The organism is Oculatella sp. LEGE 06141 (assembly GCF_015207605.1).
Lineage (GTDB): Bacteria > Cyanobacteriota > Cyanobacteriia > Elainellales > Elainellaceae > Oculatella.
This window is the reverse complement of sequence record NZ_JADEWO010000024.1, coordinates 1-25,371: the sequence shown is the minus strand read 5'-3', so window position 1 is coordinate 25,371 and position 25,371 is coordinate 1. Positions and strand designations below refer to the sequence as shown.

The following is a 25,371-nucleotide window of genomic DNA, read 5'->3' as shown; positions in this document are numbered from 1 at the left end:
TGCGATTACCTCAGATAGGTTGATGTTGCCTTGGGATGGGGCTGGCTAGCATTGCTCTGTCCCAGTTGCTCTAATCGGGCAACAAGTTCAAGGGAGATGCCAGCCGATTGAGCTGCAGTCGGTGTAGGTTGTGATGCCAGTAGCGAGAGAAAACGAGTGATTCGTTGATCCAACGCTCCACCACTTTCGATTTGTCCTTGCTGAATAGCCGATGAGCGCCCCCGCCGCACCGCTAGAGCATCGACGGTTTGTAATTCACGAACAATCGTGGGAACTATCTCAATGGTGTGGTTAGGAGACGTTTCCGCAGGATTCAATCGGAATACATAGATCTGGCGATCGCCACTAGCAGAACGAGTCACAACGTTTAATTGAGCTTGTTCTGCTCTAGGGATACCTGGCATATTCAACCGCTCAATTCGCCGCAGATGCAGAATTGTGGCAGGCGCATTGGAATCACAGTTTTGGTTGGTTCGGCCTAATCCAGATAAGCATCCATCTGCATCCAGGGTGAGCCAACTGGGATCGTCCAACCAAACTTGCTGAATCGTTTCACCCGTTGGGATGAAACTGACGTTGACCCCATAGCCCGGTGATATCGGAATTGTCAGATCGTCCGTCCGGGCGAGTTGACGAACTCCATTGGCTCTGGCTGTTGGTGCGATCAACGCGAAGAGAGACAACAATAGAACTGAACCTGTCCAGGTCTTGAAGTATTTCATGATTAGAACTCCAATGACTGATTGACGAAGACTTGCACCGACTCACCAGCAGGGAGATACCAAACGCTCTCTTGCGGCCCCACCGTTCGGAGTGCTTGTTGATTACGCTCCGTGATCTGCTCTAACACGGGCGTAGCAGCACCCTCCAACACAGCCCCTAAAACATTTCGGTTGCCACGGGTAGAGCTGGATGAACTTGAAAAGCCCCCATTAAAAGTCTGCGAGACTTGAGTATCCGGTTGAGTGATAACCGCTCCTACATTGGCGATCGCCCCCACTAATGCAGACGACAAATCAATCCCGCCATCATCGGAATCTTGCTCGGCAAACAACGGGCCATCTAGTCCCTGTAATGTGATTGCCCTCTCTGGTAGAGCCAATTCAGATCCATTACTAACAATGGATACAGCAGACGCAGAAACTAACCCATTCCCACTAACCGCATTTAACTCAAAAACAAGACTGGTCTCGACTGGAACGGCAACTTGTCCTGAGCTATCGAGTAATGGTTCATCGAGCGTGACGACAAACCGTGAATCCAGATTGGCATTATCTGCCCACATTAATGGGCTGGATAGCGTCCCTATCGCGTTAGTTCCAGTGGGTAACTGTTGGGTGGTGGTGGTGGGTATCCCTTCCAGCACCCTAGATTCCAACTCCGCGAGTGGGGCTTGTGCCTGTATTGACGGTTCAACGTCAGTAACAGTAGGGGATGTCTCGACAGTCGTCGAAACCGTTGGCACCATATCCCCTGGTGGTAGCTGCGATCGCGTCTGTTGAGCTTGTAGTTTGGCTTCTTCGATTTGGGCTAGAGTTGGATCGGATGGAGAGACCTCCGCAATTGATTGAGCTAGAAGCGTTTCTGGAGAATCATCCCGAACCAGTAGGGCATCTCGACTGAAAGAGCGAGGCGTTTGAATTCTTGCAGCCGTTGGGATAGAGGCTACTGTGGTTTCACTCACTGGTATGGCAGTTGTTTCATAACTGCCTACCTGCGCCAAAACTTCCCATTGCTCAATTGAATTGTTTAGTTCCTCGGCTGGGGAAACAGGTCGGGGTTGTGCTGCACGAGCTGAACCACCACCAGGCGATCCAGAAGATGCCGTTCTGGAGGGTGGAGCAGCGGCTTGGCGAACAGGGGGAGGAGTCCGGGCAACGGTTCGAGCAGGAGCAGGAGGAACAGGGGGAGGAATCCGGGCAACGGCAACGGTTGATTGCGGAGGTTGAGATTGGGCATTCCTTCGTTGTTGGGCATCGAGATCGGTCGGGCTAACCTCATCCGCTCGCTGTCCATTAGCGGCCTCTTCTGCTGCTTGGAACCCATCTTTTTGTTGAGAGAGCGCCAATTCCCCTTTCAATTCGCCAACGGTTTTGCCATCCTTATCCACTGGTGATGATGATGGTGATGGTGATGGTGATGGGCTGGGAGCACCAGGATCAAAGGTCTGAAGATCAACCTTTCCCCCTTCTGTCATGATTCGGCTGACCATCAGACCAGCAGTACCAAAAATGACAAAAAGCCCTGCACCCACCATTGTCACCTTGGCCCAAGGACTACCTGACAATTTCTTGGGGGTCGCATTCTGATGCGGATCATCGAATAGTTCTTTATCAGAAAGAATCGGGTTAACAGTCGCTGCCGTTGGCTCTACGGCCTGAGGCTCTTTGGGTGTTGGCTCTACGACCTGAGACTCTTTAGGTGCTGCCTTTTTGGTTGCAGATGGGGAAACAGTTTGTTCATCTGGCTCTAGCCCAACCAGCTTGTCGAAGGATGCTTCATCCCATTCAAAATCAGAAGTGTTGTTCTCAGAAGTGTTGTTCATTGAACTCCTCCCTCATTTAAATCACGAATCAAATTAATTTCTAGACCGCTAGCTCGAATATTTTGAATGAGGAGTGGAAGCCCGCTCGCATTGGCATCAAATTGAGGAGCATCAACGGCCTTCACGATAATTTGCTTGTTAAAGGCGATCGGCTTCCCCAATACGTTGTTTTGGTTGAATACCATTAGGTTTGCCACCACATTGACGCTCCACACCCCTGGCTCAACCTGAACCGGAGAGCCAAACTCAATCGGCACAAACACCACTTGGCTCTTTCCATTGAAGATGCTTTTTGGCATCAACTGCCCTAATTCCTGGAGGAACTCTTTACGGAAGTCCTCGGACAAGGCAAATCCTCCATGATAAGCGGCGGTTGAGATTTTCATCGATCCACGATCATCAGGCCCAGGAATCGTCACTCCAGGATCTACCACCTTGTCGCCATCTGCTCCGAATTCTCCCGGTACAATCCCCGTCCACGTCAGCAGGAGTGTCAGGGTATCTCTGGTGAAATTTAGAACCACTTCAGGAGTGCGTTCTTTCGATGCCAATGGTGCAACAGCGATCGCCTCACCAGAAGCCAACTGAACCAATGATGGAGCAGGTTTGCGAAGCAGTTTCATGTAGTTGACATAAATCAAACACTGCAATACCAAAACAAGCAGGCTGAGTCCAATTGATCCAAATGCTAGAATCCCTAAGATGTCATTGATCGAGAATCGCTCGTCCTTTGATGATTTAAGAAAATGAAGTCGTGTATTGTTAACCATTGCTACCCCTAATCAAAACGAATGCTATCGTCTACTAGCGCGTAGGGAACGGGATGCTCCTCTGCCGCTACCCACACCTCTGAGGGCGTAAGAAATACCGCCCCCAGTGGCAGTACCAGCGATCGTGGCAATCCCTGAACTTAGCCCATTGAAAACAGCCATTCCTCCTCCAGCCGCTATCATGAGTGCCAAGATAGGAGCAAGAATCCCCACGGCAAGAGCAAAAATCATCGGCTCTGTTGGCCCTGCGTTCTGAACCAGTGTGGCTGTCAGGCCAACAATGATGTTGTAGGAGAGTTTCACCATGCCAACTGAAAAGAATCCGGTCAGCCAAGCCACAATCGGTTTTTGCCCGAAGGGAAGGAGTGTGCCACCAACCGCCAATGGCCCCAGCAGTCCGGTGAGCATCCAGGAGATCTCAACAATCCACTGAAAGGCAATCCCAAACGCAACCAATACAAACTGAATCACAAAGGTTCGTAAGATTTGCCCCAAACCTGCGCCTGTCAACAGAAACGTGCCAACTTCCCCAATCCGCTCCAGTAAACCCGGTGAGCTTTCCTCAATCTGTGCTCTCGCTAGATCAACACAATTTTGGCGCTGAACGGCATCGGGAATAGAAGCACATTGGCTCGCTAGTCCAGTTGCCGCGTTCTCAGCTCCAATCTGCTCCATTTGTTGTCGAAACGCTTCATCCAAGCGAAAGGAACGAGCCGTAGATTCAAGAAGTTCAGCATTGACTTGATTGAGAATGCTTCGCCCCTGGAAGGTAGACTGTGCCAGCAATGCCCCATTATTGGCTAACAAAACAACCACAATGAGCGGGAAAATTAGCTGAGAAAATGGCTCTCCAGTGGCATCATCCATCATCGCCTTTGCCCACTTCACCAACCAAAAGGCTAGCGTCATGATGGCGATGAGCAATCCCAGCCTTGCGATCGCCCCATACAAGCCCCCAAACAGCACTTCTTGCCACAACAGATCCATTGATTCGGAAATGAACTGCTGTGAGGCTTGCCCCTGTTCCAGGATTGTCGTCGCAGTCTCACCGAATGGATTGTTCTCAACTTGGGCTAAAATCAGGGTCATTTTACTCTCGTCTTTTCGTGTAAAACCAACTTGAACAGGGAACTTAGAACAGCCCTGTTTGCCCACTCAGCCAAATGGAACGAGCACTATCTGCGACCTGGCCTTCAGCGTCTGCCGTCCGCTTTGCCTCTTCTCTGGCATTTAAGTCAGCGAGTTGCTCAGCCGTATGCGCTCCAGTGATATTGGCAGTTTGAGCTGCTTCATGAGCTTTTCTCATCAGCTCGGCGTTCTGAGTCATTTGGCAGGAGACTTGCTTCATCACGTCCTGTGTGACGACTGATCCCTGTGCTACCTCATCACAGGCGATCGCCGCGTTGACTCGATTGGCGGCATCTTCAGCAGCAACCGTCGCATTCTGTTGAGATTCAGTTGAAAGTACCATTCCAGCAGCGGCTTTTGTAGCGCTAGTGCGCCCTTCACTCAAGGCCGTTGCATCAGTAAATAGTGCGCCATCGCTTGATTCTTCCCGTGCAATCCTGGTCATTTCTTGAGGATCGGGCAACCCCAAAGCCCCAATTACATCAGGAGGAAGAACATTAGCCACAGTTCCATACAAGCTAGATAAGGCATCTTGGGCATCTCCAGCGAGGTCTCCAAAGAAGTCTCTGGCACTTTGAATGTTCTCCTCTAGGAAGTCCTGCACTGAAAAATCAGAATCTACAAACCCTGAGGCTTTAGCTGGAGAAGCAGTAATTAGTACCACTACGAAAGGAACCAGGATTGAAATTTGTCGTTTCATGATTAATGTCCTTGGTAATGAGAGAGTTGGCAGTGCTTACGCACCAGATCGAATAGAGGAAATTAGCTCTTTGGCAAATTCAGTTAGGGCAATGAACTTATCTGGATACCGAGCTGACGCCGCGCTTCGAGCAGCCTGTTCGTCGGGATTGTTTGCTACTGCCGCTAAGAGTTGGTACGACGGATAATATCGGGCTGGAGTAAAGGTGCCGCCTTCATCGACCAGCCATTGAGAGTAAATTCCTTCCCGTTTAGGAAAGAAGTTCTCTGTAGAATTTTGGGCAATGATGTCGCGAGGATATTTCAGTATTTCAACGAAACTATCTACGGCAATCGGCTCGATTCGACCAATCAAGCGAGTCCCCATGTTTTGGAGAATCTTGGCTCCACCCGGAGAATTGGCGATCGTATCCGGATCTTGTGCCGAGAGAATGACTCTAACGCCTGCTTTAGCACCGTTGGCACACAGTCGCGCCACTAAATTAGAAATCGCATCGTATTCAAACAGAATTGGACTCTCATCAATGAAGAAGAGTGATCTAGGAGAGGCTAGGGCACGACGTAGAGCGGCTGAATAAGCACTCAGAGAGAGGATTGCCGCATCCTCATCATTGGATAGATTCGCGAGAGCGAATACCAAAAACTGAGCATCAGCCCGAAAGGTGGATGGGCGAGAGAGCGATCGCCCAACTCGGCTGGCCAGCCAGAAATTAAGCCGTAGCTTAATCTGCTGCATTCCATCTTTGATATCTCCTGAAGCGCCCTCCATCCGCAGGCGCTCATGAGAGCAAAACCCGATGAAATCTTTTAGAGTCGGCATCACCTCCCATAGCGGGGTTCCAAAACCAGACCGAAACGCTTGAGCATAGCGATCGCGGATTTGATCATCTTTGAAAAAGGAATCAATGGCTAAGGTGAGAATCGATCGGATGGTGTCATTCATCAACCTTTCTTTTGAACTGGCCCCTCCCTTTGAGCCAATCACCATGACCATGAGCGCTGAGACGAGGAAATCCTTATAGTCTTCTAGCCGATCGTGCTGTTCTTTGGGTGGCAGATCCCTTAGATCAGGTGGTTCAAACAGATTGGAACTCTCAGTTGAGATGTTGAAATAAGCCCCTCGATCGCCCATAAACTGGGTGTAATCCGTAAACGTGCTTGTGCCATCGGGTTTGGGATAATCCAACGCAACAACAGGCATCCCATGAGCTAAGGCTTGGGTTAAAATACCTGCTGCGATAACTGACTTTCCAGAACGGGTTGTACCAAATAAGCCTAAATTTCGATGTTTGGTGAATAAGTCCAGATAAATGGGTGAGCCACCCTCAGCCGAAATTAACTCAAGCCCCCTACTATCAGAGGTGCGTGGGAGCATCAACGGCATGAGTCCAAGCACTTCACTATTCAAGTAAAGTTGCCGACGATTAAAGGGTTTAGCCAGTAGCCGTTCCCAGACCAGGGGAAACGTTTGTAGCCACACACGCCAGGGATATTCCAATTCTCTGGCAACCCAGGCCGGACGCAAGAAGAGGGAACTTAGGAAGCGGCAGGCATCATCTAGCTCTTTGCGGCTGGGACGGTGAACTAGAAATACAACAGAGGTATTAAATGGAACCGCCCCTTCATACAGAGCCGCTTGAGCATCAATCCCTTTTTGGATATTAAGATGAGCCTTGACATCAACAGAGTTAGAATCCGCAGCGATCGCGGTGGCAGTATTCGCCTGCTTCGTCAATCGCTGCATGTTGGTCTTGACTAGCGATTCATTGGCACGAGAGAGCTGACAAATGACCTCTGTGTCGTAAATCCGCTCCTTTGCCACTACCTCCCAGAGATATCGCAGTTGTGACTCTTTGTTGCCCCAACCTCCCGGTTTATCAACAAAGCTCATGACCCCGACATAAGCGTTGTTGACATGAATCCACTGGCGATCGGCAACAGGAACAACCTGCTCGACTAATAGAGTGGATGGCGCAACTTCAGAGCGCACAATCTCTTGTAGTCCATCCTCGTTGAGCACCAACACTTGGGGGACTTCAATGGGAGGCGTATTATTGAACCGCTGCCATGCCAGGTTCCACAGCTCCACATCATCTAAGGCTCGAATTTGTAAACCGAGCTTGTTGGCGAGAAGTTGTTCCCACTGTTGATAGCCATCGGTATAGGCTTGTGCCAGCAATCGCTCAATCCGAACAAACTGGATTTTGTCCAGCTCTCCTGTCAAGCTTTTCCAAAGTCGCTCACTCCGTGCCAGCAACTTTTCAATGATGTCAGTTGCGCCCTCGGTGTCCGGCTCTACCGTGTAAGTGCCATATAGTCTGAGCGTTTTTGGTTTACGAATTCCCTTCTCGGTCAGCTCGCGGACTCTGGCCCGTTCGCCTGCTAGGAGATACTGCAATTCTCGGCTAGGAGCTTGCCTCGATAACGCTTTTAAGTCTTCCTGACGAACAGCATCTGTTGTAAATGAGCTGAGGTGGATAGTCAGGTTCTCCCCGATGGGGAAATCTTTTATCCCGGCTTCTAGCGTGTCAAAAATAGGGTCAATTTGATCCTGTCGCAACGTTGAATGCAGCCCCCGGCATTCAAATCCAAACTGAATCATGAAGTTGTTTTCACCCTTGCGGAGAACATAGCCCCCGATACGGTGCCCATCCAGCTCAATTCGTAACATCGTAGCCAGTTGAAGGAAATCCTCTAGTGGTGTTCCTTTCTGCTTTCGGGTTCCATCATGAACCGATCGAGCACCAATTTTCCGAGCTTTCTTGGTCGAATTCTCGGTTCTAGCCTTGCTCTCTGTGGGTGATTTTGGTAGAAGTTGCATATCTCAATCCAATACTGTTCAGTCGTCAATGATTTGGCGATATCGACCGTATCCCCGCACCCAAAATGGAGTACCAATGAACTTCGATAGAAACCTCCAGGATTTGGAACCTGTCAGTACCCACCACGTTGCAATGCCCCAAGCAGCAAGCATTCCTGTCCAGAGCCAGGTAAAACCCAGTAATTGCTTAAACAGGTAGTAAGACCCCCCGGCTATGGCAATCCAGGGCAGGATTTGATCCGCAGGGAAGGGGCCAACATTCGGATGTAGCCCCAGATTGGGGTTCACGGGGCGGAAATCTTCTGGCGATCGGCTCATGATTAATTACGCCTTCTCTTCAAACGGAAAACATTGACCTCTAAGCCGCTACACCTCCAGTAATGAATCCAGCCAAAACATCCCCTAATGTCATGGCAATCAGAATGATTAATGGAGTTCGAGCTAAATTCTGCCAGTCTTCATCTTGTCGTTGGGCCTGCACAACTTTTACGAGGGAAATCCCCAAATAAATCAGGAAGAGTCCCCGCAATACGTTGAACACTAAAGCGATTACTTCCTCTGCACCAGGGAAAAAACCTGTCATGGCATCCTGGGCACCTTGATAAAACTGCGCGGATGCTGGTGCTGAGAGGATGTTCAACACAAACAATGAGCCGACCAAGACCATTAATACAGTTGGCAGGTAGAATCGACGATTGATCTGCCCTAGCCACCTTGAGGCCATATTGAATTCGTGATGCCAGATTAAGGCGGAGACTCCAATGCTGCCCGTTAATGTTGCAGTGGTGCTGAACGAACTAGCGTTAAACACTAGGTCGCTTAGTAGAAGCCCGATCGCTACCGTCAGCAGGATTAAGGTTTCCAGTTTCAATGAGTAGGATCTCCGGCTTGCAGACATTGACATAGACTTACTCCCAAGAAATTTTGATTTTGAATCAACGTGTTCGTATCCTCTAAAGAGTTATCGCTAGGGATTCAAACTTTATGCAAAAACTTTCAAAAACTTTTTTGCGTAAATGAGGCGCAACTTAGAGATAAGTTAATAGCTGTCTATGAATTAGCTTTAATGTTTTATTCCACACCACAGACCATGCAGCCATTTCCCTCTATACCACTGACAACTCCTGGCTATATTTGGCAAGCTGCTACGAGATTTGCCAATCAACAGCCGACTGGCAACAAGGAACGCCAAACCTACAAGAGCATTCTCGCCGTCGGCAGTCTAAGTTTTTATTTGCAAGCGAGGCGCATTCCAACCGATCTCTTCTCCAGTGATTGTTGGAATCCAGTCATACGCTTATGCTCGGAGATAGCCGACCTGAGATTGAGAGGGAGAGACCCATTAGAATGTTGCGTTTTCTCTCCCTCCCAACAGGAATGCACAGTGCCGCCAGAAGCGTGGGGCGATCGCATTGGTTATGTTGCCATTCAAATTGATTTAGTGAATCGAAAAGTAGATCTTCTTGGATTTGCACCACGCATTGAATCAGAAACTTTGACTCTACACCAACTTCAGAATCCAGAATCACTGCCTCGATTTCTAAGGCGATCGTAGCCTTGCAAGCTTGCTTAGGATTCACAAACTCACAGCAAACATCCACGAAAAATCAGGGGAAACAGGGGACATGTTTACCGTTCAGATGTCGAAAGTCGAAGGATCAACCGTTGAGGCGTTCAGTTTAATTCTTGAAAAGACAGTCTCGGAGATTGCTACAACAATTGAAGGATTGTACAAACAAGGACGTAAGGATATAGCTGGACTGAGGATATCAGAACAGCAAGGAGCAATTAGCCTCCATCAAGGAAGGAACGAGTTGTTGCGCTCCAGCAATGGCATACCGTTACGCCATGATTTCACGGATTTGGCAGCAGCCGAAACGATTTTAAAAACACTACGTCCCAACGACCGCGATCGTTCGACTGACGATAACAAATTGAGGGCGATTGTCCAGCGGCTAACAGCAACAGCCTCAACCAATCCAATAAAGGGAAGGCATGATCATATTGCATGGGAGATTCGTCCTAACAGAGTTGTGTTTGGGGTGAAACAAGAGCATTCCCAAAAAATCACTCCATTACTGATAGCGGAAAACGGACAGATCAAACATTCGCTTGATCCAAAGCAAATCGAGGCATTGGAGAAGTTCTCTTTCCAAATCGCTCACCCAGAACGAGGAGCAAGAAAGGCCACTAATTCCTTTGAACGTTGATAGAGTTTCGATTTCTCAACGACTTACCTGTTGGCCTGATCTCGATCGGGGTTGACGTGCTAAGTCATTAGCACTTTTAATGATACGGTCTTGGTCGCTACCGTTGATTCGACTTCGTATCCAGGACTGACCTGATTGAAAGATTTCTCTCGATCGCTCAGCCCCTTTGGAAAAGATGCGAGTGACACCATCTGATGTTTTGGAAAATTCAAAGCGCTTGCCTTCAAAGAAGCGTTGCCCTACTCCGTCAACAATAGCCTCTTTACTATGGAGGATTGATTCAGCAATTGCAGCTACCTGACGAGTCTTAAACTCGTTCAATTGCTGTCGAGTGCCTTCAGGAGCCAAGTTGCCCAAGGTATTTACAACTTGTTGCGTCCTTCCTGATACAGACTTGGCGAGTTTTGCAGCTTGCACAAGGTTTCGCTCTGTCCCAGTTCCAATGAAGTCAAGTTGTTGCAAAACACTCATCTTGTTTGGGCTAGTGATTCGAGACAGAACCGGGCCTTGCTCAAATTCAAGCAGCGTTTGACCTTGCTTGTCCTCAACTGTGTAGGCTTTTTTGAAGAATGAGTCGTCTGTGTCTTTGACTCGCAGAACGTAATTCTCACAGCGGTAAACTTGCTGAATCTTTCCGTCAACGTCCTCCTGCTGCCCCGTAAAGCCATTGGCGATCGCAACTGTAGAGTCTGTCAACATCCGATTTAGAGTTCGTGATGGAACTCTTGCAACCTGTTGTACTAGCTCTCTAGCGGCTTTTGGCCCCTTCTCCTTCAACGTTTTTCCCACAGCAGAATCAGCAACGCCTTGAAATGTTCGATTCAGCCATTCACGCTGAGGCTCTGAAAGGTTCCCAGACAATTCAAACATAGCGATCGCGCTGGCAGGCAGTTTTGCTTTAACCGCTGAAGAGACCTCAGGTAGCTTGCTCTTAATATAGGATGCACTATCTCTAACCTTTTCCCTCAGTATGTCTAAAGGATCACGCGGCAGTTCTCTTTCGGCGTTCACAGATCCATCGTCCAAAGGACTAATCTGCTCAGAAATTACTTGGGACACCGCTTCACTCTCGGCAACTCTTGTGAGAGATAGGTCAGAATTCTCGCTGGTCAGGTTTGAAGTTTGTCTATTTTCAGGATGAACGGATGTAGATTCAGCGTTTAAATCAATTCCTGTCAATTCTTTCCAGTAGTTAGCAATAGTCAACTTGCTGACATCTCGTTCCACATCAAAAGCAACTGAGGAATAAGGTAAAGTTATTCCTTCCGCTATCTCTTCTTGAGCAAAATAGAGTTGAGTGTAAACGATCTCTAATTGAGGATCATTCATGTCTTTATGGAATTGGGCAACTTGCTCAACTGTCCAATCTTTGAAGGGATACATGGCATGGAGATCCCAGTCGTCAATACGAGAATGCTCAGACGGATCTATTAAGCCTAAGTCTGAAAAAACATTATTGACCAACGCTAGATCAACAAAGGATATATTGTCAGCACGTCCAATCACCACAGGATCACCACTCTTCTCAACAATATTTTCATGAGGCTGAACCGTGTAATTCCGAACGATTCCATCTTCTCCCGCACGAAGAAAAGTAATTTGATCGTCATACAAATCGACCACCTTGCCGTTTTCGTATAGGGACTGTAACCGTGCTTCAGCATAACGTAGGAGGCTGATAGTTTTAGCCTTCTCTTTATCTTTAATTTGCTGTTCCACCTCAGAAATAACTTGAAGAGGGTTGTCGCTCTGTTGGGATTTATCTAAACCATCTACAACCTCATTCATATCATTCTCATAACGTACAACAGGCTTAAACGAATCAATTTCAATAACTCCCTTGGCGTACCGAAAAATACGATCGCCACCTAAGTCAATATTGATTGTCCCTTTTGGAGTAGAGCCACTTTCGTTGGAAAGGTCTAAAGATAAACTTTTGGCAAACTCCTCAACTGTTAAATACGAAACATCGGGATATTCAAATGAATTAGAGCCACGGATGGACTCATGAATATTGACCAATCTATCGCCATATTCCTCGTACACGTCTGCGATCGTTTGGTCTTTGATTTGCTCGTATTCCTCTTTAGAAAAGGGGGTCGATCGTTGTTGATCAGCGAGATCAATTACGCTCTCTAATAGCTGAATTTTTGTATCGTCCAACGAGTTTCTTCCTGGCTCTTGACCAATAACGCCTTCGTAAACTTTCTGGCTTCCCATTTGTATACGAAGCGACTGGCTGCTTAATTTGTCCGGATCAATGCCTCCAGCAATTAAGCGCTTCTGTAAGTTTTTTAAGAAATCCTGCGTTGTTGTAGATTCCATTGATGGGTCTCCAGATATTCAGAAGCAAAAGAATTCAAATCAAACTCTTGAGTAAGAGATCCATTGGGATTCAAAAGATTGCGGCAACCGATTGAGAATCAATTGCTGTTCGGCTTGCACCAACAACAATTCACTATCTCCATATAAAGCAATAACTTTGGGCTGAAAATCAACGGGCACCTCCAAGTCTCGACTGCCGTGCCTGTCCTGGATACTCACCAAAACATCCTCAAAGAAAACCTCAACTGTTTCAGGTCTGTATCCTATTTCTTTGCTAGGCAAATCGAGAGCCTGAGCCACTTCAGTCTGCATTTCCGGATAGGCATCTAATAAGCTCAGCAACTGTTGTTGATCAGAAGAAATCATGGTTTTTCTCCAAAATAAGTTGATTTGAGAATGGCATCACTTAACCGACTGTTTAACATCCGGCTGTTCCAACCGCTGAAACGTAAGCTTTGATCCGTCAGGCCCCCCAGAACCTTGGGCAACTTCGACAAGAATGGGTTCCCCTCTTTCTCCTGAAGAGAACTGGAGCGATCCTCCTGATGTAGCCTCAAACAGCCTGACCTGTTTGAGGTTTTCAACCAGATCATTACGAGAAACCCCATTAGATAGAGCATGGATGAAGGCCAGGGCAGCATCAAAACTCATTGCCGTCCTCCAACTAATTTGACCACCCCATCGACGTGCAGACCGCTCTGCATATTCCGTTTCAGCAACCCAGGGAACAGCTAAAACGAACCCTTCTACAGCAGACTGCCCATTCAAAAGCAAGCTTGGGTTATAGAGCGCGTCTCCACCGATTAATTGAAGACGTTTATCAGACGGCAAGCCAGCATTAGCACGGGCGATCGCAATAGCTCCAGAAACTGTTTTTGTACTGGGAAATAACAGAGCGCCCTCAGCTCCAGACTCAGACGCGCTTTGGATTGCAGATTGGGCATCAAAGCCAGAGTTGGCTAAATCAACGACATTAATAATGTCTCCACCTGTTTGAACGAATGCCTGTTCAAACGACTGTTGCAGGCTCTTACTGTAGCTGCTCTGAGAATCCGAGAAAACCACGACTCTTGTCAATGAGTGAGCGGCGTACCCTGCCAACGTTCTCCCTGATGCGAGATCAGAAGGAGGGGTTCTGAAGAATGAATCTCCCTTCAGCTCTGTACTCGTGCTGGTAGGTGATATCATCGCCATTCCTACCTTTTCATATTCGGGTAGCGCGGCTAAACTGGCATCACTGGAATTGTGACCGATAATCCCCAATACCTCAGAGTGGTTAGCAAGATGATTGGCGATCGCTGCTGCAACACTTGGATCGTTGCCGTCGTTCACTAAGTGAATTTCTAGAAGGCGATCGCCTCCTGCATCATTGAACTGGGTTTGGGCATCAGCAACTCCCCTTACCATCTCCTCGGCTGAGCTGGCTTGATTGTCTACTGGAACCACGGCTGCTAGCAGATACGGATTACCTTGTTGTCGAGCCTTCGCATTATTCAGATAAATCTGTGATTCTGGATCATTGGGAGCGCTTTGGATTGCTTGCTGAAATTGCGTGATTGCAGTGCTGTAATCTCCTGCGGCAAACGCTTTAACTCCGCGATCGCGCTCAAAATTGCCTCTATATTTAAATAGAACTCGCTCCCCACTACTGAAGCGATCGACGCTGGCTAGTGGGTTGTGAGCCGTTGATGAATGTTGGGTAATCTGCTTTAAATGCCCTTCATCCCGATGCATTTTCTCATGATCTGCTAGTATCCATTGTCCTAGCAACCAAAAAATCGCTACAACACCAATACCAGCAAAGGCTAGTAACTTGAGAGGATTCAGAGCCAGTGGTGCAGAGGATTGCAACACTGGCTCTGATGCTTGATCTATCTCCCTATCAGATTTTGGAGGTAGGGCTAGGACTACCTCTTGTTGAGGAGGCACCTTAGCAGAAGTGTCTAAGCTAAGGACAAAGTTAGTCGCAACATCATTATCAGGGCAGGGACTATTACAAATGAAGCAATGAACCCCTGTATTCATCACCTCTTGATGATTTAAACCAGACCCTTCCCCTGTACAGAACCAAGGGGTGCTTGCAAGTAACGATCGTTTAATAGCTCGCATTGGCGTATGTCTCCAGAAAATGTTGCATTAGTAATTAGAGAAATCCTTGCGATTCACCAAACTGACGCAGAAGAGGCATACATTTGCGTCTGTAGAAGCTACTTAACGTTGGAATGGGAATATTGAATTCCTCTGATAGCTCTCTCCATGAAGTTTCAGGGGGCAGTCGTCGCAGAATCAATAATTGGCAGGTTACATGGTGGGAACCTCTGAGGTGAATTCGACTCAATTCACCTGTTTCATCTGATTCAACCCAAGCTTTGACTATTTCTAATATTGGTGGAACGATTGGTCTTGCTTCGATTTCCTCGAATGTGAGATCGAATGTGTAATTGTTCTCGGATGTGAGATCGAATGTGTAATTGTTGAAAAAGTGTTTGATTTTGGCTTGATCACGCCACACATCCTGCAAGCGGTGTTTTAAGTAAAAGTTCATCCAAGACGAGACTGACGCACGTCTTGGATCGTAGGCTTGACCCGTAGTAGTCTCACATAGATTTGCACAGAGATATAGCCACGCCTGTTGCAACACGTCCTCGTAATACGGGTCGTTAATTTTCTTCCATAGCTTTGGTTTGATTTGAGCGACGATTTGAGCGACGATTTTTTGCCGATTGGCACTCCTTGGAGGATAAGTACGAGCCTGCTCAATCAGCATCTCCAGGCACAATGAAGAACTCTCAGCCATAAGCCAGAATTTAAAGATTGGACTATATGTCTAAGTACTTTTGGCTTGTGTCCAATATGCAGGCTGTCTGTCGAAGTTTTCAAAACTTGCCTATTGTGATTCCCATAGCAAGAAGCTAAAAGCGTTATTCCATGAGGATTCAAGGCCAACTTTCTAGAAAAATAAAATCTTAACAATCCGTAACAAAGAAAGTATTCTCGAATTGTTTTGGCAAGCTTTAGAGTCTTGCGTTACTCAAGACCTGACACCTATTTTCCAAAGAAAAAAATATAGCACTACTTGCAAGTATCGATTACTCAGAAATTAAAGAACTCAATTCCGCCAGCAGTTCTTCTAATCTTCCTCTTTTTTTCGGATCATTCCAGACTTTCTTTTTTTTGAGCTGCTGAGTAATACTGGTTATGCGCTGTGGCAAAACATCATCCGTCTCAGCAGTTTCCTGCCGTATGGCTTTAACCTCTGCCTGAATGTCATTAACTGATAAATTCTGAGCGATTGCCAATTCCAACAACTGCCGCTGCTGCTTAGGGTCTTTGACCTTCAGGATTTCGTTAACCTTGGTGTAATGCAACTTGCCCTGCTGTAAAACGGCTTGAATATGCTCAGGTAATTTGATCAATGGTACTCGGTGCTTGCGGAAGCTTTCTGGGGTCAACCGACCCACAACGGCAAAAACTTCCTCAACAAGCGCCCAATCCTCACTACGGACAACGTTGTCCGTAAGCCCTCGTTTTTGGTTAGCGGCCTGGTTCAGAAGGCTAATCACCTCGCTCTGGCTCTTGCCTAGATTACGGCATAACATTCCCAGAATCGCATTGGTTTCCTCCCACTTATTCAGGTCGCTGCGCTGGAGGTTACTAATTGCCTTAATATCCTCGGCAACCTGATCGCCAACCTCAAAAACTCTGACCGGAACTTTCTCTAAACCAGCGATCTCCGCAGACCGATGCCGCTTTTCTCCGGCTAGCAAATCGTACTCATCTGAGGTTCCAGGACGAAGGCGAACAGATAGTGGATCAATGATCCCAACAGCTTTCATGGAAACTGCCATCTTATTCAGTTCATCCGGATCAAAATAGCGACGAGATTGCCCTTGATCTCTATGAATTTTGCCGTACTGTACCTGAATAACATCAGGCTGTTCCTGAGATTTTGTACCTGCACGAGAGAAGTCTTGCTGAATCTCAGCAGCTTCTGATTTGTCGCTCTCCTGCTTGATGACCTGCATTAAGCCCTTAAAGCGGTTCTGCTTTGAATTACTCACCAAACACCTCCTTACCGATCGCACAGTATTCGTTCCACCCAATTCGAGCACGGCGATCGCTGACTTGGTGAACCAACACACCTTCATTTGCTGCCTTCTGGAAGGCTACAGCTTCCCTAATCTTTCCATTAAATAGAGGGAACCCCGCTTCCGTTAAAAATTCTCGCGCCTCTTCCCCTTCTTTTCTGGGGGGCGACGGCACTCTTGTTAATAGCACTCGATACTTATCAACACTCAGTGATCTCAACAACTCGACAGTTTGAATCAGTGCATCGAGAGACATTGTGTCAGGAGTAGTAGGTAGAACCAACAAGTCACACCCATCTACAATTTCTCTCAATTCATCTTCTTCAGCGCTGGCTTCCGTATCAATGACAAAGTGTTCACAATTTTTGCTGTACTTTGCAGATTGATTTACACCAACGACTTTGAAAGGCAACCCTCCCCGATCTAAACCTCGCTCTGCCCATCGAGTTGCAGAACGGTTGTTGTCGCCATCAATCAGAAGAGTTTGCCCGTTCAGTTGTAGATAAGCCGCTAAGTGAATGGCTGTCGTGGTCTTGGCCACACCACCTTTAAATGAAGCAGTGGTAATGATCATACGTCCGTAAAAGTGACTTTATATAGTCTATACGGACAGGTTGTAAGTAGGCGATGTCAATCCCTATTTCTGAAGAAAACACTACCATGCAGGCTCTTAGCTCAAAAACGCAAGATTTCTTGAACGTAGTGTTCAGGTGAGGGGTCAATTTCCCAAACCAATCCCTCACCTGGCTCTAAAGCAACTTCAATATAAAGTTCAGACTGGTTACCTTCTGACGTAACCTCGTTATTCTCAAACGGTTGGAGATCCTCAGTTAACAGTCGCAGGCAAATGCCAGGAGCAAGATTACTAGAGGAAGGCGATCGCAATTCAAATCGCCACACATTTTCAGCCACAGTGCTTTCGATCTGATGTATCCAGAGCTTGCAATCAACTCCAGATATTGACAAATCTCGCTTAAATGCAATCGCCCCAGTTGGATCTTCTGCCGTCTCGCTCCTGGCGAGAGCACTGGAGGTGGTCTGAAACTCAACGCGAGACCAGCCCAACTGCCGCCCGATTTCAGAGATCCCTGACTCCAACCACTGTTGAACAGATTGTTGATTGGGTATCCCTCGCCTTTGATCAGACAACTGCTGCCTCCAGCCATCGTGAGCAATCAAAGAAGCCCACATGGAAAATGGCACCTCAAATTGAGGATCAACAATCGATGGATTACCTAAACGCTGCAACAACGATTGGGCTTGTGTAAGAGATAAAGGGGCTAATGGATCAACGGCCACTCGTTCATTCAAGGATAATTCCTGAGCAACCCAGAGAAGGCAAACATCATTTATTAATTTTTCGCTAGCAAGGCTGTAGCAGCGATCGCTCGGATCGTAGATGCCCATACTTTTCAAATCCCGGTGACGGGCAAATCCATGAATCTTGATCCAACCTTCATTAGGATTGACTCGCACGGGGATGTAATAATCAGCACTCCAGGAGGGAATATCGACCCATTCTTGAGGAACTCTGATTTCATCCATATCAATTGATTCTGAGGGAATCAATACCAATTTAATGCCAGATAGCGCAAGTGCTGTGCCATTCACAACTTCCCAAAAGCTGGGTAAAGTCGCAGTGTTAGGCCAAGGCTCAACGCCGGAAGGATCGTCTTCTTTCAACCAGGAGGAAACGGTTTCTAAACAAAGCTTGTTTAGAAACACCTCCCACTGTCGGTGTGGTGAAAATCGTAGACTCTCGTTAGTGCAACCAACGAGAGATTTGGGATTAATGTCCAGGAAAAGTTCAGGGGCTGATATTTTCATAATACGGATGGTCAGTGCTAGGTGCAAAATGGATATGCAGCCATTCCTCAATGGCTGCTCCCACACGTTCAAGTACGGTGGAATCATTAGAAATATGCAGGTGATCTTCTCCCCGTTGAATCAAGGCTATCAAGAAACTTCTTCGTATCCGCTCCAAACGCCGTGATACGGTGCTTTGATTCATATTTAGCAACGAGGAAATTTGCTGCTGTAACAGACCTTCCTGATAGTAAAGTGCGAGTAATGAACGTGAATCGCGATCCAGGCAATTCAATGTTTCTAGCAATACTGAATTGAGAAACATTCGCTGTTGTTGTCGTTCTTCCTCTTCCTCTTCCACTGAAATTAGATCAAGCGGAAGTGCTTGATCAGTCGATGTCAACTGATCAAGCACTTCTACGAATTCAGTTTTAGATCTATCAACAGGAGCAAGTTCGTAAATCGAAATAAACTTGGGACTGAAACCCGATCGGATAGCTTCAGCACAAAGTCTCATCCAATCCTCCAAAACAAGAGGATCAATGGTCACAATACTGAAAAGCTCAGTTTTACAACGATAGCTGTAAAGATCAGCAATTGCCTTCCATTGCTCTTTATTCGGAGTAGTTATTATTTTTGTCCTAACGTCGGGACTATAGATTTTCATGAAGCATGACCATGCTAAAACATACCTAGCAATATCAGCATCACAACACCCTTGCTTGTGTTGCTTTAAGGCAGTTATTAAACGTTTTTTGCTACTTCTCCGGAGCAAAGCCCAATCATGTAATACGCTAACTTCATTCTCATGGATTAAAAAATCACGAATCGTATTTCGGAAGGCAACTAAAGCATAATTCTTAAACTTATATCCCTTCGTCTCTTTAAAGCCATGAAGGATTTTGTCGAACCGTGAAATTGCTATTTGAAAGTAATCAGAGACGGTGTATTGTGAATCGAAGATTACTTCTGTTTTTCGTGCGACCCAGAAACAGGTCTCCTGAACGTAAGCATTTAAATGTTCTTTGGCTACTAAGTTTTCCGCGTTTTCCGCCTCCCACTGTTTGTACCAGTAAAGCGCCCAAAAATCTTGCGATCGCTCCTGGACATTCGATCGTATAGCAGCTTGCATGTTGCGGCGTAGCTTGGGGTCGGTTATCCATTTTTGACATACATCATCGAACTGTAGAAAAGTGGAAAAGACTTCAAGCAACTCTTCGCGAAGGAACATACCTTACTACTCTCAATCACTTCATCTTTCGCCACACGGCAATAGTTTGGTCTAGGCCGCTACTAATTAGTGCGTTATTGTCTGGAGTAAACACAGTCGCCAATATCCAGTCAGAGTGACCAGACATCGTTCCCAGCGACGTTTCAAGATCCATTTTCCAGAGCTTTATGGTCTGGTCGGTGCTACTGCTAGCAATCGTGTCACCTGTGGGATTGTAAGCGACCGACACAACGCGATCGCTATGACCAGAAAAAGTTCGAACGAGAGCACCTGTAGCTGTGTCCCAAACTTTTACTGTCCCATCCCAGCTCGCACTGGCAAGGCGAGGCTCTTTTGGTGAGAAAGCGATCGCTCTCACAGCATCGTCATGCCCTGTTATCGTCTTGAGTTCATTGCCAGTCTGCAAGTCCCATAGCTTGATGGTTTTATCTTGACTGGAGCTAGCAAGCATTTGCCCATCCGGACTAATAGCAACCGAAAATACCCAGTCCTGATGGCCTGCCAACGTGCGGGTGGTCTCGCCTGATTCAAGATCCCACAACTTGATTGTTTTATCTACACTGCCACTGACAAGCGTTTGATTATCTGGACTAAAGGCAACAGACCAAACAGCACCTGTGTGCCCCTTCAAAGTACGGATCAAATCTCCTGTCTGAAGATTCCAGATCTTGATTGTTTGATCTGCACTCCCACTAGCAAGCATTTGCCCATCTGGACTAATAGCAACTGTATAAACTTTATCTGAATGCCCTTTGAGACGGTGCAACCGCTGTACCTCGTTGGCTCGTGCCTGAGCATGGGAGTCCACTCCTCCCCAAATCTCGATCACTGGCTCCCCGGCACTGACCAACGTTCGACCATCTGGACTAAGAGCTAAAGCCCATACTTTGGACTGCCCTGTAAATGCCTCAATCGATACATCCCTCCATTTGCCGCCTACAGCACAGTTATTCATTAGAATCTGAGCATTATACTGGCTTGAATCTGGATCAAGTGGGACAGCGTTAATGTTGCAGGGTTGATTGCTCTCAAAAAGCTCAGTGGTCTGATTTTGTTGGCTAAGTTGACCTATACCTGATGAACTCAAAGAATGTGAAAAGAAACCGACTAATAACAGTCCGATCATCGGATAAAACAACCGAGTAGGTTGTTTTATCTTCTCTATTCGCTTCGGTTTCTCCGTCCATTGTTGAGGAAGGGTAGAAGGCTCTTCACCTCCACCTAGAAGTGTTTCACCAATGACTAGATCTCCGATTCCATTGACAATTCGTTTAGGTGTTTGTAGGGAATACTCAGGGTATAAGAAACTATCTTGGCTATCTCGTTTACCGAGTTTCTCGTCGTTCAATTCCCGAACCCGTTGATTGATCCGGTCAATGTAATCGACTGTTCCGTTATAGACGTAGCGGTAGAGGCTATCTGCCTCAATTAGCCCTTGTGAATCTGCGGCATTTCCACGCAAACCTTGAATCAAATAGTAGCTAAAGACACCATGTCCCAGTTCTGGGAACTCCCATGATCGTTGTTCCGCATCACAGGACAATAGTGCATAGAAGCCTTGGCTGTAATTTACGCTATTGTGAAGAAAATCGATAAACCCTGTGGCTTCTGATTCAACATCAGCATATTGCTTTGCGCCTTGAATCGATAAATTGCCGCTGTGACAAGCATCCAACCACAACAATTTCTGTCGAGTCGCACTCTTTTCTAATGATTGCAATAGATCTTGCATACTTAAAGCTGTATTCGCCAGATCAGTTCTCCGGGTATCTCGGAAGCACAACATTGCTTTTTGGGTGGCTGGATCAATTGCACCGTGCCCTGAGAAATAAAACAGAACAGTGTCATCTGCTTGAGCAGATGAAATTATTTTTCTTAAACTACTCTGCACAGAGCGCAGTGTAGGAGGTTTGTGTGAAGCGTCATGGTGGACAATCAGTTGCTTCTTGGGAATTCTTTTGGAGGCAGATGCTAACGCGGCTGCGACTCCCTCACAATCCTTTGAGGAGTACGCCAAATCGGAAAAGCGCTCGTCCTGATAACGATCGACACCAACCAAAAGCACCCACAGTTTGGATTGCCCTAACAAAAGGGGATGGTCAGTGCTTGCACTGGTTTTTAGCGTTTTCGGCATGACTCACCAAGATTCTTAATATTACACTACCAAATCAACCATTATTTGATACAGCCAAATTGAACATTTCAACGTATCGACATAAACAAGCATTCCTTCTATCCTTAACAACTATCAGGCTCAAGCAACTGCCCAATTTCTATGCCTTCCCGTCGATCGTTTCTCAATCAATCTTGCTTTTTTCTGTCGCTCTGTAGTGCTCGATTGTTAGCGAGTTGCAGTGGTGAAGCTGGCATCAGTACCAGTCTTAAGAGGCAGTTGCTTATTGGAGCGGTTGCAGATGGAGATCAAATAGCTCCTTTCCAGGAGTTAGAGGGATACCTAGAACAGGAACTTGGAGTTCCCATCGATTTAGAAACGACACCTAACGAACTTCGGGCGATCGCGCAAATTAAGCAGAATGCTTGGCATCTTATTTTTGCGTCTCCAGGGGTTGCCGCAATTGCTATTGCAGAGGGATATGTCCCAATCTTTTCCCTGAATAGCGCAACCCATTTATCGTCGGTTTTAGTGGTTCGCGATGATTCAGCGATCAAAACTCTTGAAGATGTTAACGGCGCAACCCTGGCGCTAGGGCATAGAGGGTCAGCTACAGCCTACTTTGTGCCTCTGTGGAATCTTTATGGCATAACTCTAAACAAAATTGTCTTTGCAAATGCAAACACAGCTTTAACCTGGCTGGAACAATCCATTGTTGATGTTGCGGCTATGTCCCAAGCAGAGCTGGAAGCATACAGGAAGAGGAGTCAAATATCCGTTCGTGTGATTTCGATCGATCGTCGCCAGCAAGTTCCTGCTGGCTCTGTTGTCATTAGCCCTGACATTGACCAAAATCAACAAATCCTCCTAGAAAAAGCAATGAAGCAAGCCCACCCCAACTTAATTCAGGGAACTGGATATGTGCCGAACGCTCCAATTCCTCAATATGAGGAATGGATTGCATTTATCAACCAACTACAGCGTATTGAAGGGCGGATTCGTGAGGATATCAGCCCAGTTCCATTGTATTAAAGATCAAATCAGGAGAAACCATGAAAGCATCACCCAACGAGAGACGTAAAATCAAGTTTGGACTGGCCGCCAAACTAAACCTAATTTTATCGCTCGTATTTTTTCTGAGTGTCTGTGGTTTTGGTTTTTTGCTGTCCTCAATATTTGAGAACGGGGCAAAAGCAGAAGTAGAGGCGCAAGCCTTGATCGTCAATCAATTTGCCAACGCTACACGGAGCTACACACAGGAGCACATAACGCCGCTCCTACAACAGCAACTTCAGTCTGCAACCCAGTTTACGAGCGAAGCAATTCCAGCAGCAGCAGCACGGCAAACGTTTGACTTCTTCCGGGACGATGAACCCTACAACGACTTCTTTTATAAGGCAGCGGCTGACAATCCAACTAATCCAAGGGATCGAGCTGACGAATTCGAGATGGCGCTCTTAGAGCGCTTTCGTAGTGAAAACGCACCTACACTGCTTTCTGGAATCAGAAACTTTGGGCCAGAGGAGTTCTTCTATGTTGCTCAACCGTTGAAGCTCAATAATCCTAGTTGCCTTGAATGTCATTCAATTCCAGCGAATGCCCCAGCGAGTTTGATCGCTAGTTATGGCTCTGAGAATGGATTCGGGTGGCAACTCAATAGTGTGATCGCCACACAGATCGTGTCTGTTCCGTATCGTCAGATTGCGGATATGGCTCGACATCGATCGATTCAAGGCATTGCAGTCTTGGCAGCTATTCTCATCTTGATTCTTCTTATTCTGAATATCCTGCTTTCCAAGGTTGTTGTTCAACCGATACTAAAAATTGCCCGAACCGCTCAGTTAGTAGCAAGCGAAGATAACCTGGACGTGGAGTTTCCTTTTGAGAAATCCAACAATGAATTTGGCGTTCTTTCTAGGGCAATCAGCTCAATGATTTATGGGCTAAAAACTTTCGCACAAGAACTAGAATACCGAGATAGAGCAGAAGGAATTCATGACGTGAACTCAATAGAATATTCTTCGCACTCAAGCAGTTCAGGAGGAGAATCGCGATAGTTCCTCGTTAAATCGTCTTTTAGCCTTTTCGTTAGGAAGCTTCTTTCCCAATTCTTTTAAGAAATCCCGATCAGATAGATCAGGATTATCTTGAACGACTTGTTTAATCAGTCGCATTGCTGCGACTCGGCCAATGACAGTCGATAAGCAATTCACACACTGTTCTCGAAAGAGCAAGGTCTCTTTTTTCTGAATGTGATAAAGGACGATCCTTCTGATATCGTCCCTTCGTTCAGGAGGAACATACTTCGTCAGATGACCAATGAGTTCATCGACGTTCTTGGAGAGCCTTAATCCCTGCTCTAAGTATCTTGGAGCAGCTATGCTGATGACCTCCTTCAATGCCTGCACAAGCTCTTGTTGTTGGGATTCAGTCAGTATTAATTGCTCCCGAAAAGGCAACCCTGTGGCAAATCTAGAGGGTGGGAGCAACAATGCTTTATCAACTTGTGGTTGGTCAGCGTTGGCTTGAGAAAACAAGGATACGCCGATCCCTGCAATTATAATCATCGCAGTTCCTAGCAAGGATCTAAGCCCCAGGTGCTCTTGTAGAATCACAAATCCAGAAAGGGCTGCGATCGCAGGCTCAAAGCTAAGCAAAACCCCAAATACACGGGCAGACAAAAATCGGACAGCATAAAAATCGCAGGTAAACGGAATCACGGACGATAATGCCGCAACTCCAACCAATGCAAAGATAAATTTGGGGCTGAGCGCGGCACTGACAGATGATATCTCTAAACCCCAGGGAATTAAGGGTAACGCTGCAACTAGGGTTGCCACCCCAACAGCATCCCCGTCCGGGAAAATTGTAGCGATATACTCAGAAATGAGTATGTATAGTGCCCAAAACAGACCTGCAAGGAGGGCAAAGCCAACGCCTCCAAGATTCAGGGATTCGTTGACAACCGGGCTTAACAAAACGATCCCAATTCCGGCAAGGACACCCCAAAGGGAATCAGAGATCTTCCTGGATTTGAGGATGGACATCCCCAGTGGGCCAATGAAGGCAAAGACACTGACAATCCCAATGGGAAGTCTCTCGAAAGCATTGTAAAAGCAGATATTCATCAGGCATAAGCCAAGTCCGTACAAGCCCAACGACACGAGGTGGGCTTTGACCTTCTCCATGCTAGGAGGACGGATACATAGAAGGAATATTCCAGCTAAAAGGAGGTATATGGAGAGAATCGCAAGGGGGGGGGCGACCTCAAATAGCGATTTTGAAATCGCTGATCCAATCTGGAACGATAGGATAGTGCCGAAAACTAAGCTGACAGGAAGAACCCGTCTCAAATGAGGGGATAGTTTCATGTTGAGATTTACTTAGGACACAGGACACTCTACAAATGTGTTCTAGTCAATAAACTGCCTGATGGATGCTTAACTCTTGCTCGACGAGGGTAATAATGATTGGAATCATCCTACACCAACTATCGATAAGAATCGTTGAGAGTGTTTTGATTTTTGTGTAAGCCTTGAGATCGTCAATAATTGAAGCGTCCTGGAAATAGGATAGCAAAATGCGACAACGCTGCCTTCCAATCTTTAATCGGTCGGTTCCACCGCTTGGCAATG

General features: G+C 46.7%; 22 protein-coding genes. 4 read left to right on the top strand and 18 right to left on the bottom strand.

Annotated features, from left to right (window positions below; genetic code table 11):
* Positions 1–5: 5 nt before the first annotated feature.
* The 8 genes from IQ268_RS16765 to IQ268_RS16730 all read right to left on the bottom strand — a co-directional run bounded on the left by IQ268_RS16765 (position 6) and on the right by IQ268_RS16730 (position 8,867).
* Positions 6–722, bottom strand: coding sequence for a hypothetical protein (locus IQ268_RS16765; RefSeq protein WP_193881325.1), 717 nt, complete (start codon positions 720–722; stop codon positions 6–8).
* Positions 723–724: 2 nt separating this feature from the next.
* The gene (locus IQ268_RS16760) at positions 725–2,545 is read right to left on the bottom strand and encodes a TrbI/VirB10 family protein (protein WP_193881323.1); all 1,821 of its coding nucleotides are present in this window, start codon (positions 2,543–2,545) and stop codon (positions 725–727) included.
* Entirely contained in the window at positions 2,542–3,168 is a 627-nt protein-coding gene (locus tag IQ268_RS16755) for a hypothetical protein (RefSeq protein WP_193881321.1), read from the bottom strand. The genes IQ268_RS16760 and IQ268_RS16755 overlap by 4 nt, the downstream gene beginning before the upstream one ends.
* Positions 3,169–3,339: 171 nt before the next feature.
* Positions 3,340–4,404 carry a hypothetical protein gene (locus tag IQ268_RS16750; RefSeq protein ID WP_193881318.1) on the bottom strand — a complete coding sequence of 355 codons (1,065 nt, stop codon included), beginning with the start codon at positions 4,402–4,404 and terminating at the stop codon, positions 3,340–3,342.
* Between the two features lie 43 nt (positions 4,405–4,447).
* A complete protein-coding gene (locus tag IQ268_RS16745) occupies positions 4,448–5,143 on the bottom strand; it encodes a hypothetical protein (protein ID WP_193881315.1) in 696 nt (231 codons plus the stop codon).
* Between the two features lie 36 nt (positions 5,144–5,179).
* A complete protein-coding gene (locus IQ268_RS16740) occupies positions 5,180–7,963 on the bottom strand; it encodes a hypothetical protein (RefSeq protein ID WP_228035447.1) in 2,784 nt (927 codons plus the stop codon).
* A gap of 18 nt (positions 7,964–7,981) precedes the next feature.
* On the bottom strand, positions 7,982–8,281 hold the full coding sequence (locus IQ268_RS16735; RefSeq protein WP_193881312.1) for a hypothetical protein: 300 nt from the start codon (positions 8,279–8,281) through the stop codon (positions 7,982–7,984).
* Between the two features lie 40 nt (positions 8,282–8,321).
* On the bottom strand, positions 8,322–8,867 hold the full coding sequence (locus IQ268_RS16730; protein ID WP_193881309.1) for a hypothetical protein: 546 nt from the start codon (positions 8,865–8,867) through the stop codon (positions 8,322–8,324).
* A 162-nt stretch (positions 8,868–9,029) separates the two neighbouring features.
* Between IQ268_RS16730 and IQ268_RS16725 the strand changes: the two genes are divergently transcribed.
* Both IQ268_RS16725 and IQ268_RS16720 read left to right on the top strand, forming a co-directional pair.
* Positions 9,030–9,518: a DUF1822 family protein gene (locus IQ268_RS16725; protein ID WP_339383362.1), complete on the top strand. Its 489-nt coding sequence runs from the start codon at positions 9,030–9,032 to the stop codon at positions 9,516–9,518.
* Positions 9,519–9,588: 70 nt separating this feature from the next.
* Positions 9,589–10,173, top strand: a complete 585-nt coding sequence (locus IQ268_RS16720; protein WP_193881303.1) for a hypothetical protein — start codon at positions 9,589–9,591, stop codon at positions 10,171–10,173.
* Positions 10,174–10,188: 15 nt separating this feature from the next.
* Here the strand turns inward: IQ268_RS16720 and IQ268_RS16715 are convergent, their stop codons facing one another.
* The 9 genes from IQ268_RS16715 to IQ268_RS16675 all read right to left on the bottom strand — a co-directional run bounded on the left by IQ268_RS16715 (position 10,189) and on the right by IQ268_RS16675 (position 21,757).
* Complete coding sequence (locus IQ268_RS16715; RefSeq protein WP_193881299.1) at positions 10,189–12,498, bottom strand: hypothetical protein; 2,310 nt, start codon at positions 12,496–12,498, stop codon at positions 10,189–10,191.
* Positions 12,499–12,537: 39 nt separating this feature from the next.
* Positions 12,538–12,864: a hypothetical protein gene (locus IQ268_RS16710; RefSeq protein WP_193881296.1), complete on the bottom strand. Its 327-nt coding sequence runs from the start codon at positions 12,862–12,864 to the stop codon at positions 12,538–12,540.
* Positions 12,865–12,900: 36 nt separating this feature from the next.
* The gene (locus IQ268_RS16705) at positions 12,901–14,352 is read right to left on the bottom strand and encodes an ABC transporter substrate-binding protein (RefSeq protein ID WP_193881293.1); all 1,452 of its coding nucleotides are present in this window, start codon (positions 14,350–14,352) and stop codon (positions 12,901–12,903) included.
* 289 nt (positions 14,353–14,641) lie between these two features.
* On the bottom strand, positions 14,642–15,265 hold the full coding sequence (locus IQ268_RS16700; RefSeq protein ID WP_228035446.1) for a sigma-70 family RNA polymerase sigma factor: 624 nt from the start codon (positions 15,263–15,265) through the stop codon (positions 14,642–14,644).
* Between the two features lie 322 nt (positions 15,266–15,587).
* Positions 15,588–16,559 (bottom strand): ParB/RepB/Spo0J family partition protein, encoded by a 972-nt coding sequence (locus IQ268_RS16695; protein WP_193881286.1) that lies wholly within the window; start codon positions 16,557–16,559, stop codon positions 15,588–15,590.
* Entirely contained in the window at positions 16,552–17,160 is a 609-nt protein-coding gene (locus tag IQ268_RS16690; protein WP_193881283.1) for a ParA family protein, read from the bottom strand. The genes IQ268_RS16695 and IQ268_RS16690 overlap by 8 nt, the downstream gene beginning before the upstream one ends.
* A gap of 101 nt (positions 17,161–17,261) precedes the next feature.
* Positions 17,262–18,413: a DUF1822 family protein gene (locus IQ268_RS16685; protein ID WP_228035445.1), complete on the bottom strand. Its 1,152-nt coding sequence runs from the start codon at positions 18,411–18,413 to the stop codon at positions 17,262–17,264.
* The gene (locus IQ268_RS16680; RefSeq protein ID WP_193881278.1) at positions 18,394–19,623 is read right to left on the bottom strand and encodes a sigma-70 family RNA polymerase sigma factor; all 1,230 of its coding nucleotides are present in this window, start codon (positions 19,621–19,623) and stop codon (positions 18,394–18,396) included. The genes IQ268_RS16685 and IQ268_RS16680 overlap by 20 nt, the downstream gene beginning before the upstream one ends.
* 16 nt (positions 19,624–19,639) lie before the next feature.
* Positions 19,640–21,757, bottom strand: coding sequence for a caspase family protein (locus IQ268_RS16675; protein WP_193881275.1), 2,118 nt, complete (start codon positions 21,755–21,757; stop codon positions 19,640–19,642).
* A gap of 141 nt (positions 21,758–21,898) precedes the next feature.
* On the opposite strand from IQ268_RS16675, the gene IQ268_RS16670 reads away from it, so the two are divergent.
* Positions 21,899–22,768: a phosphate/phosphite/phosphonate ABC transporter substrate-binding protein gene (locus IQ268_RS16670; protein WP_193881272.1), complete on the top strand. Its 870-nt coding sequence runs from the start codon at positions 21,899–21,901 to the stop codon at positions 22,766–22,768.
* A gap of 20 nt (positions 22,769–22,788) precedes the next feature.
* Positions 22,789–23,793, top strand: a complete 1,005-nt coding sequence (locus IQ268_RS16665; protein ID WP_193881269.1) for a DUF3365 domain-containing protein — start codon at positions 22,789–22,791, stop codon at positions 23,791–23,793.
* On the opposite strand, the gene IQ268_RS16660 is transcribed toward IQ268_RS16665, so the two are convergent.
* Positions 23,773–24,924, bottom strand: a complete 1,152-nt coding sequence (locus IQ268_RS16660; protein ID WP_193881267.1) for a DMT family transporter — start codon at positions 24,922–24,924, stop codon at positions 23,773–23,775. The two genes, IQ268_RS16665 and IQ268_RS16660, sit on opposite strands and share 21 nt — an antisense overlap.
* Between the last annotated feature and the right edge of the window lie 447 nt (positions 24,925–25,371).

Bases quoted from the DNA above. Each gene is read 5' to 3' on its own strand.
- IQ268_RS16660 (WP_193881267.1), bottom strand. From the start codon at position 24,924: ATGGAGAAGGTCAAAGCCCACCTCGTGTCGTTGGGCTTGTACGGACTT.
- IQ268_RS16755 (WP_193881321.1), bottom strand. From the start codon at position 3,168: ATGAAACTGCTTCGCAAACCTGCTCCATCATTGGTTCAGTTGGCTTCT.
- IQ268_RS16740 (WP_228035447.1), bottom strand. From the start codon at position 7,963: ATGCAACTTCTACCAAAATCACCCACAGAGAGCAAGGCTAGAACCGAG.
- IQ268_RS16730 (WP_193881309.1), bottom strand. From the start codon at position 8,867: ATGTCAATGTCTGCAAGCCGGAGATCCTACTCATTGAAACTGGAAACC.
- IQ268_RS16715 (WP_193881299.1), bottom strand. From the start codon at position 12,498: ATGGAATCTACAACAACGCAGGATTTCTTAAAAAACTTACAGAAGCGC.
- IQ268_RS16760 (WP_193881323.1), bottom strand. From the start codon at position 2,545: ATGAACAACACTTCTGAGAACAACACTTCTGATTTTGAATGGGATGAA.
- IQ268_RS16690 (WP_193881283.1), bottom strand. From the start codon at position 17,160: ATGATCATTACCACTGCTTCATTTAAAGGTGGTGTGGCCAAGACCACG.
- IQ268_RS16675 (WP_193881275.1), bottom strand. From the start codon at position 21,757: ATGCCGAAAACGCTAAAAACCAGTGCAAGCACTGACCATCCCCTTTTG.
- IQ268_RS16685 (WP_228035445.1), bottom strand. From the start codon at position 18,413: ATGAAAATATCAGCCCCTGAACTTTTCCTGGACATTAATCCCAAATCT.
- IQ268_RS16735 (WP_193881312.1), bottom strand. From the start codon at position 8,281: ATGAGCCGATCGCCAGAAGATTTCCGCCCCGTGAACCCCAATCTGGGG.
- IQ268_RS16745 (WP_193881315.1), bottom strand. From the start codon at position 5,143: ATGAAACGACAAATTTCAATCCTGGTTCCTTTCGTAGTGGTACTAATT.
- IQ268_RS16665 (WP_193881269.1), top strand. From the start codon at position 22,789: ATGAAAGCATCACCCAACGAGAGACGTAAAATCAAGTTTGGACTGGCC.
- IQ268_RS16725 (WP_339383362.1), top strand. From the start codon at position 9,030: ATGTTTTATTCCACACCACAGACCATGCAGCCATTTCCCTCTATACCA.
- IQ268_RS16750 (WP_193881318.1), bottom strand. From the start codon at position 4,404: ATGACCCTGATTTTAGCCCAAGTTGAGAACAATCCATTCGGTGAGACT.
- IQ268_RS16700 (WP_228035446.1), bottom strand. From the start codon at position 15,265: ATGCTGATTGAGCAGGCTCGTACTTATCCTCCAAGGAGTGCCAATCGG.
- IQ268_RS16765 (WP_193881325.1), bottom strand. From the start codon at position 722: ATGAAATACTTCAAGACCTGGACAGGTTCAGTTCTATTGTTGTCTCTC.
- IQ268_RS16670 (WP_193881272.1), top strand. From the start codon at position 21,899: ATGCCTTCCCGTCGATCGTTTCTCAATCAATCTTGCTTTTTTCTGTCG.
- IQ268_RS16710 (WP_193881296.1), bottom strand. From the start codon at position 12,864: ATGATTTCTTCTGATCAACAACAGTTGCTGAGCTTATTAGATGCCTAT.
- IQ268_RS16680 (WP_193881278.1), bottom strand. From the start codon at position 19,623: ATGTTCCTTCGCGAAGAGTTGCTTGAAGTCTTTTCCACTTTTCTACAG.
- IQ268_RS16720 (WP_193881303.1), top strand. From the start codon at position 9,589: ATGTTTACCGTTCAGATGTCGAAAGTCGAAGGATCAACCGTTGAGGCG.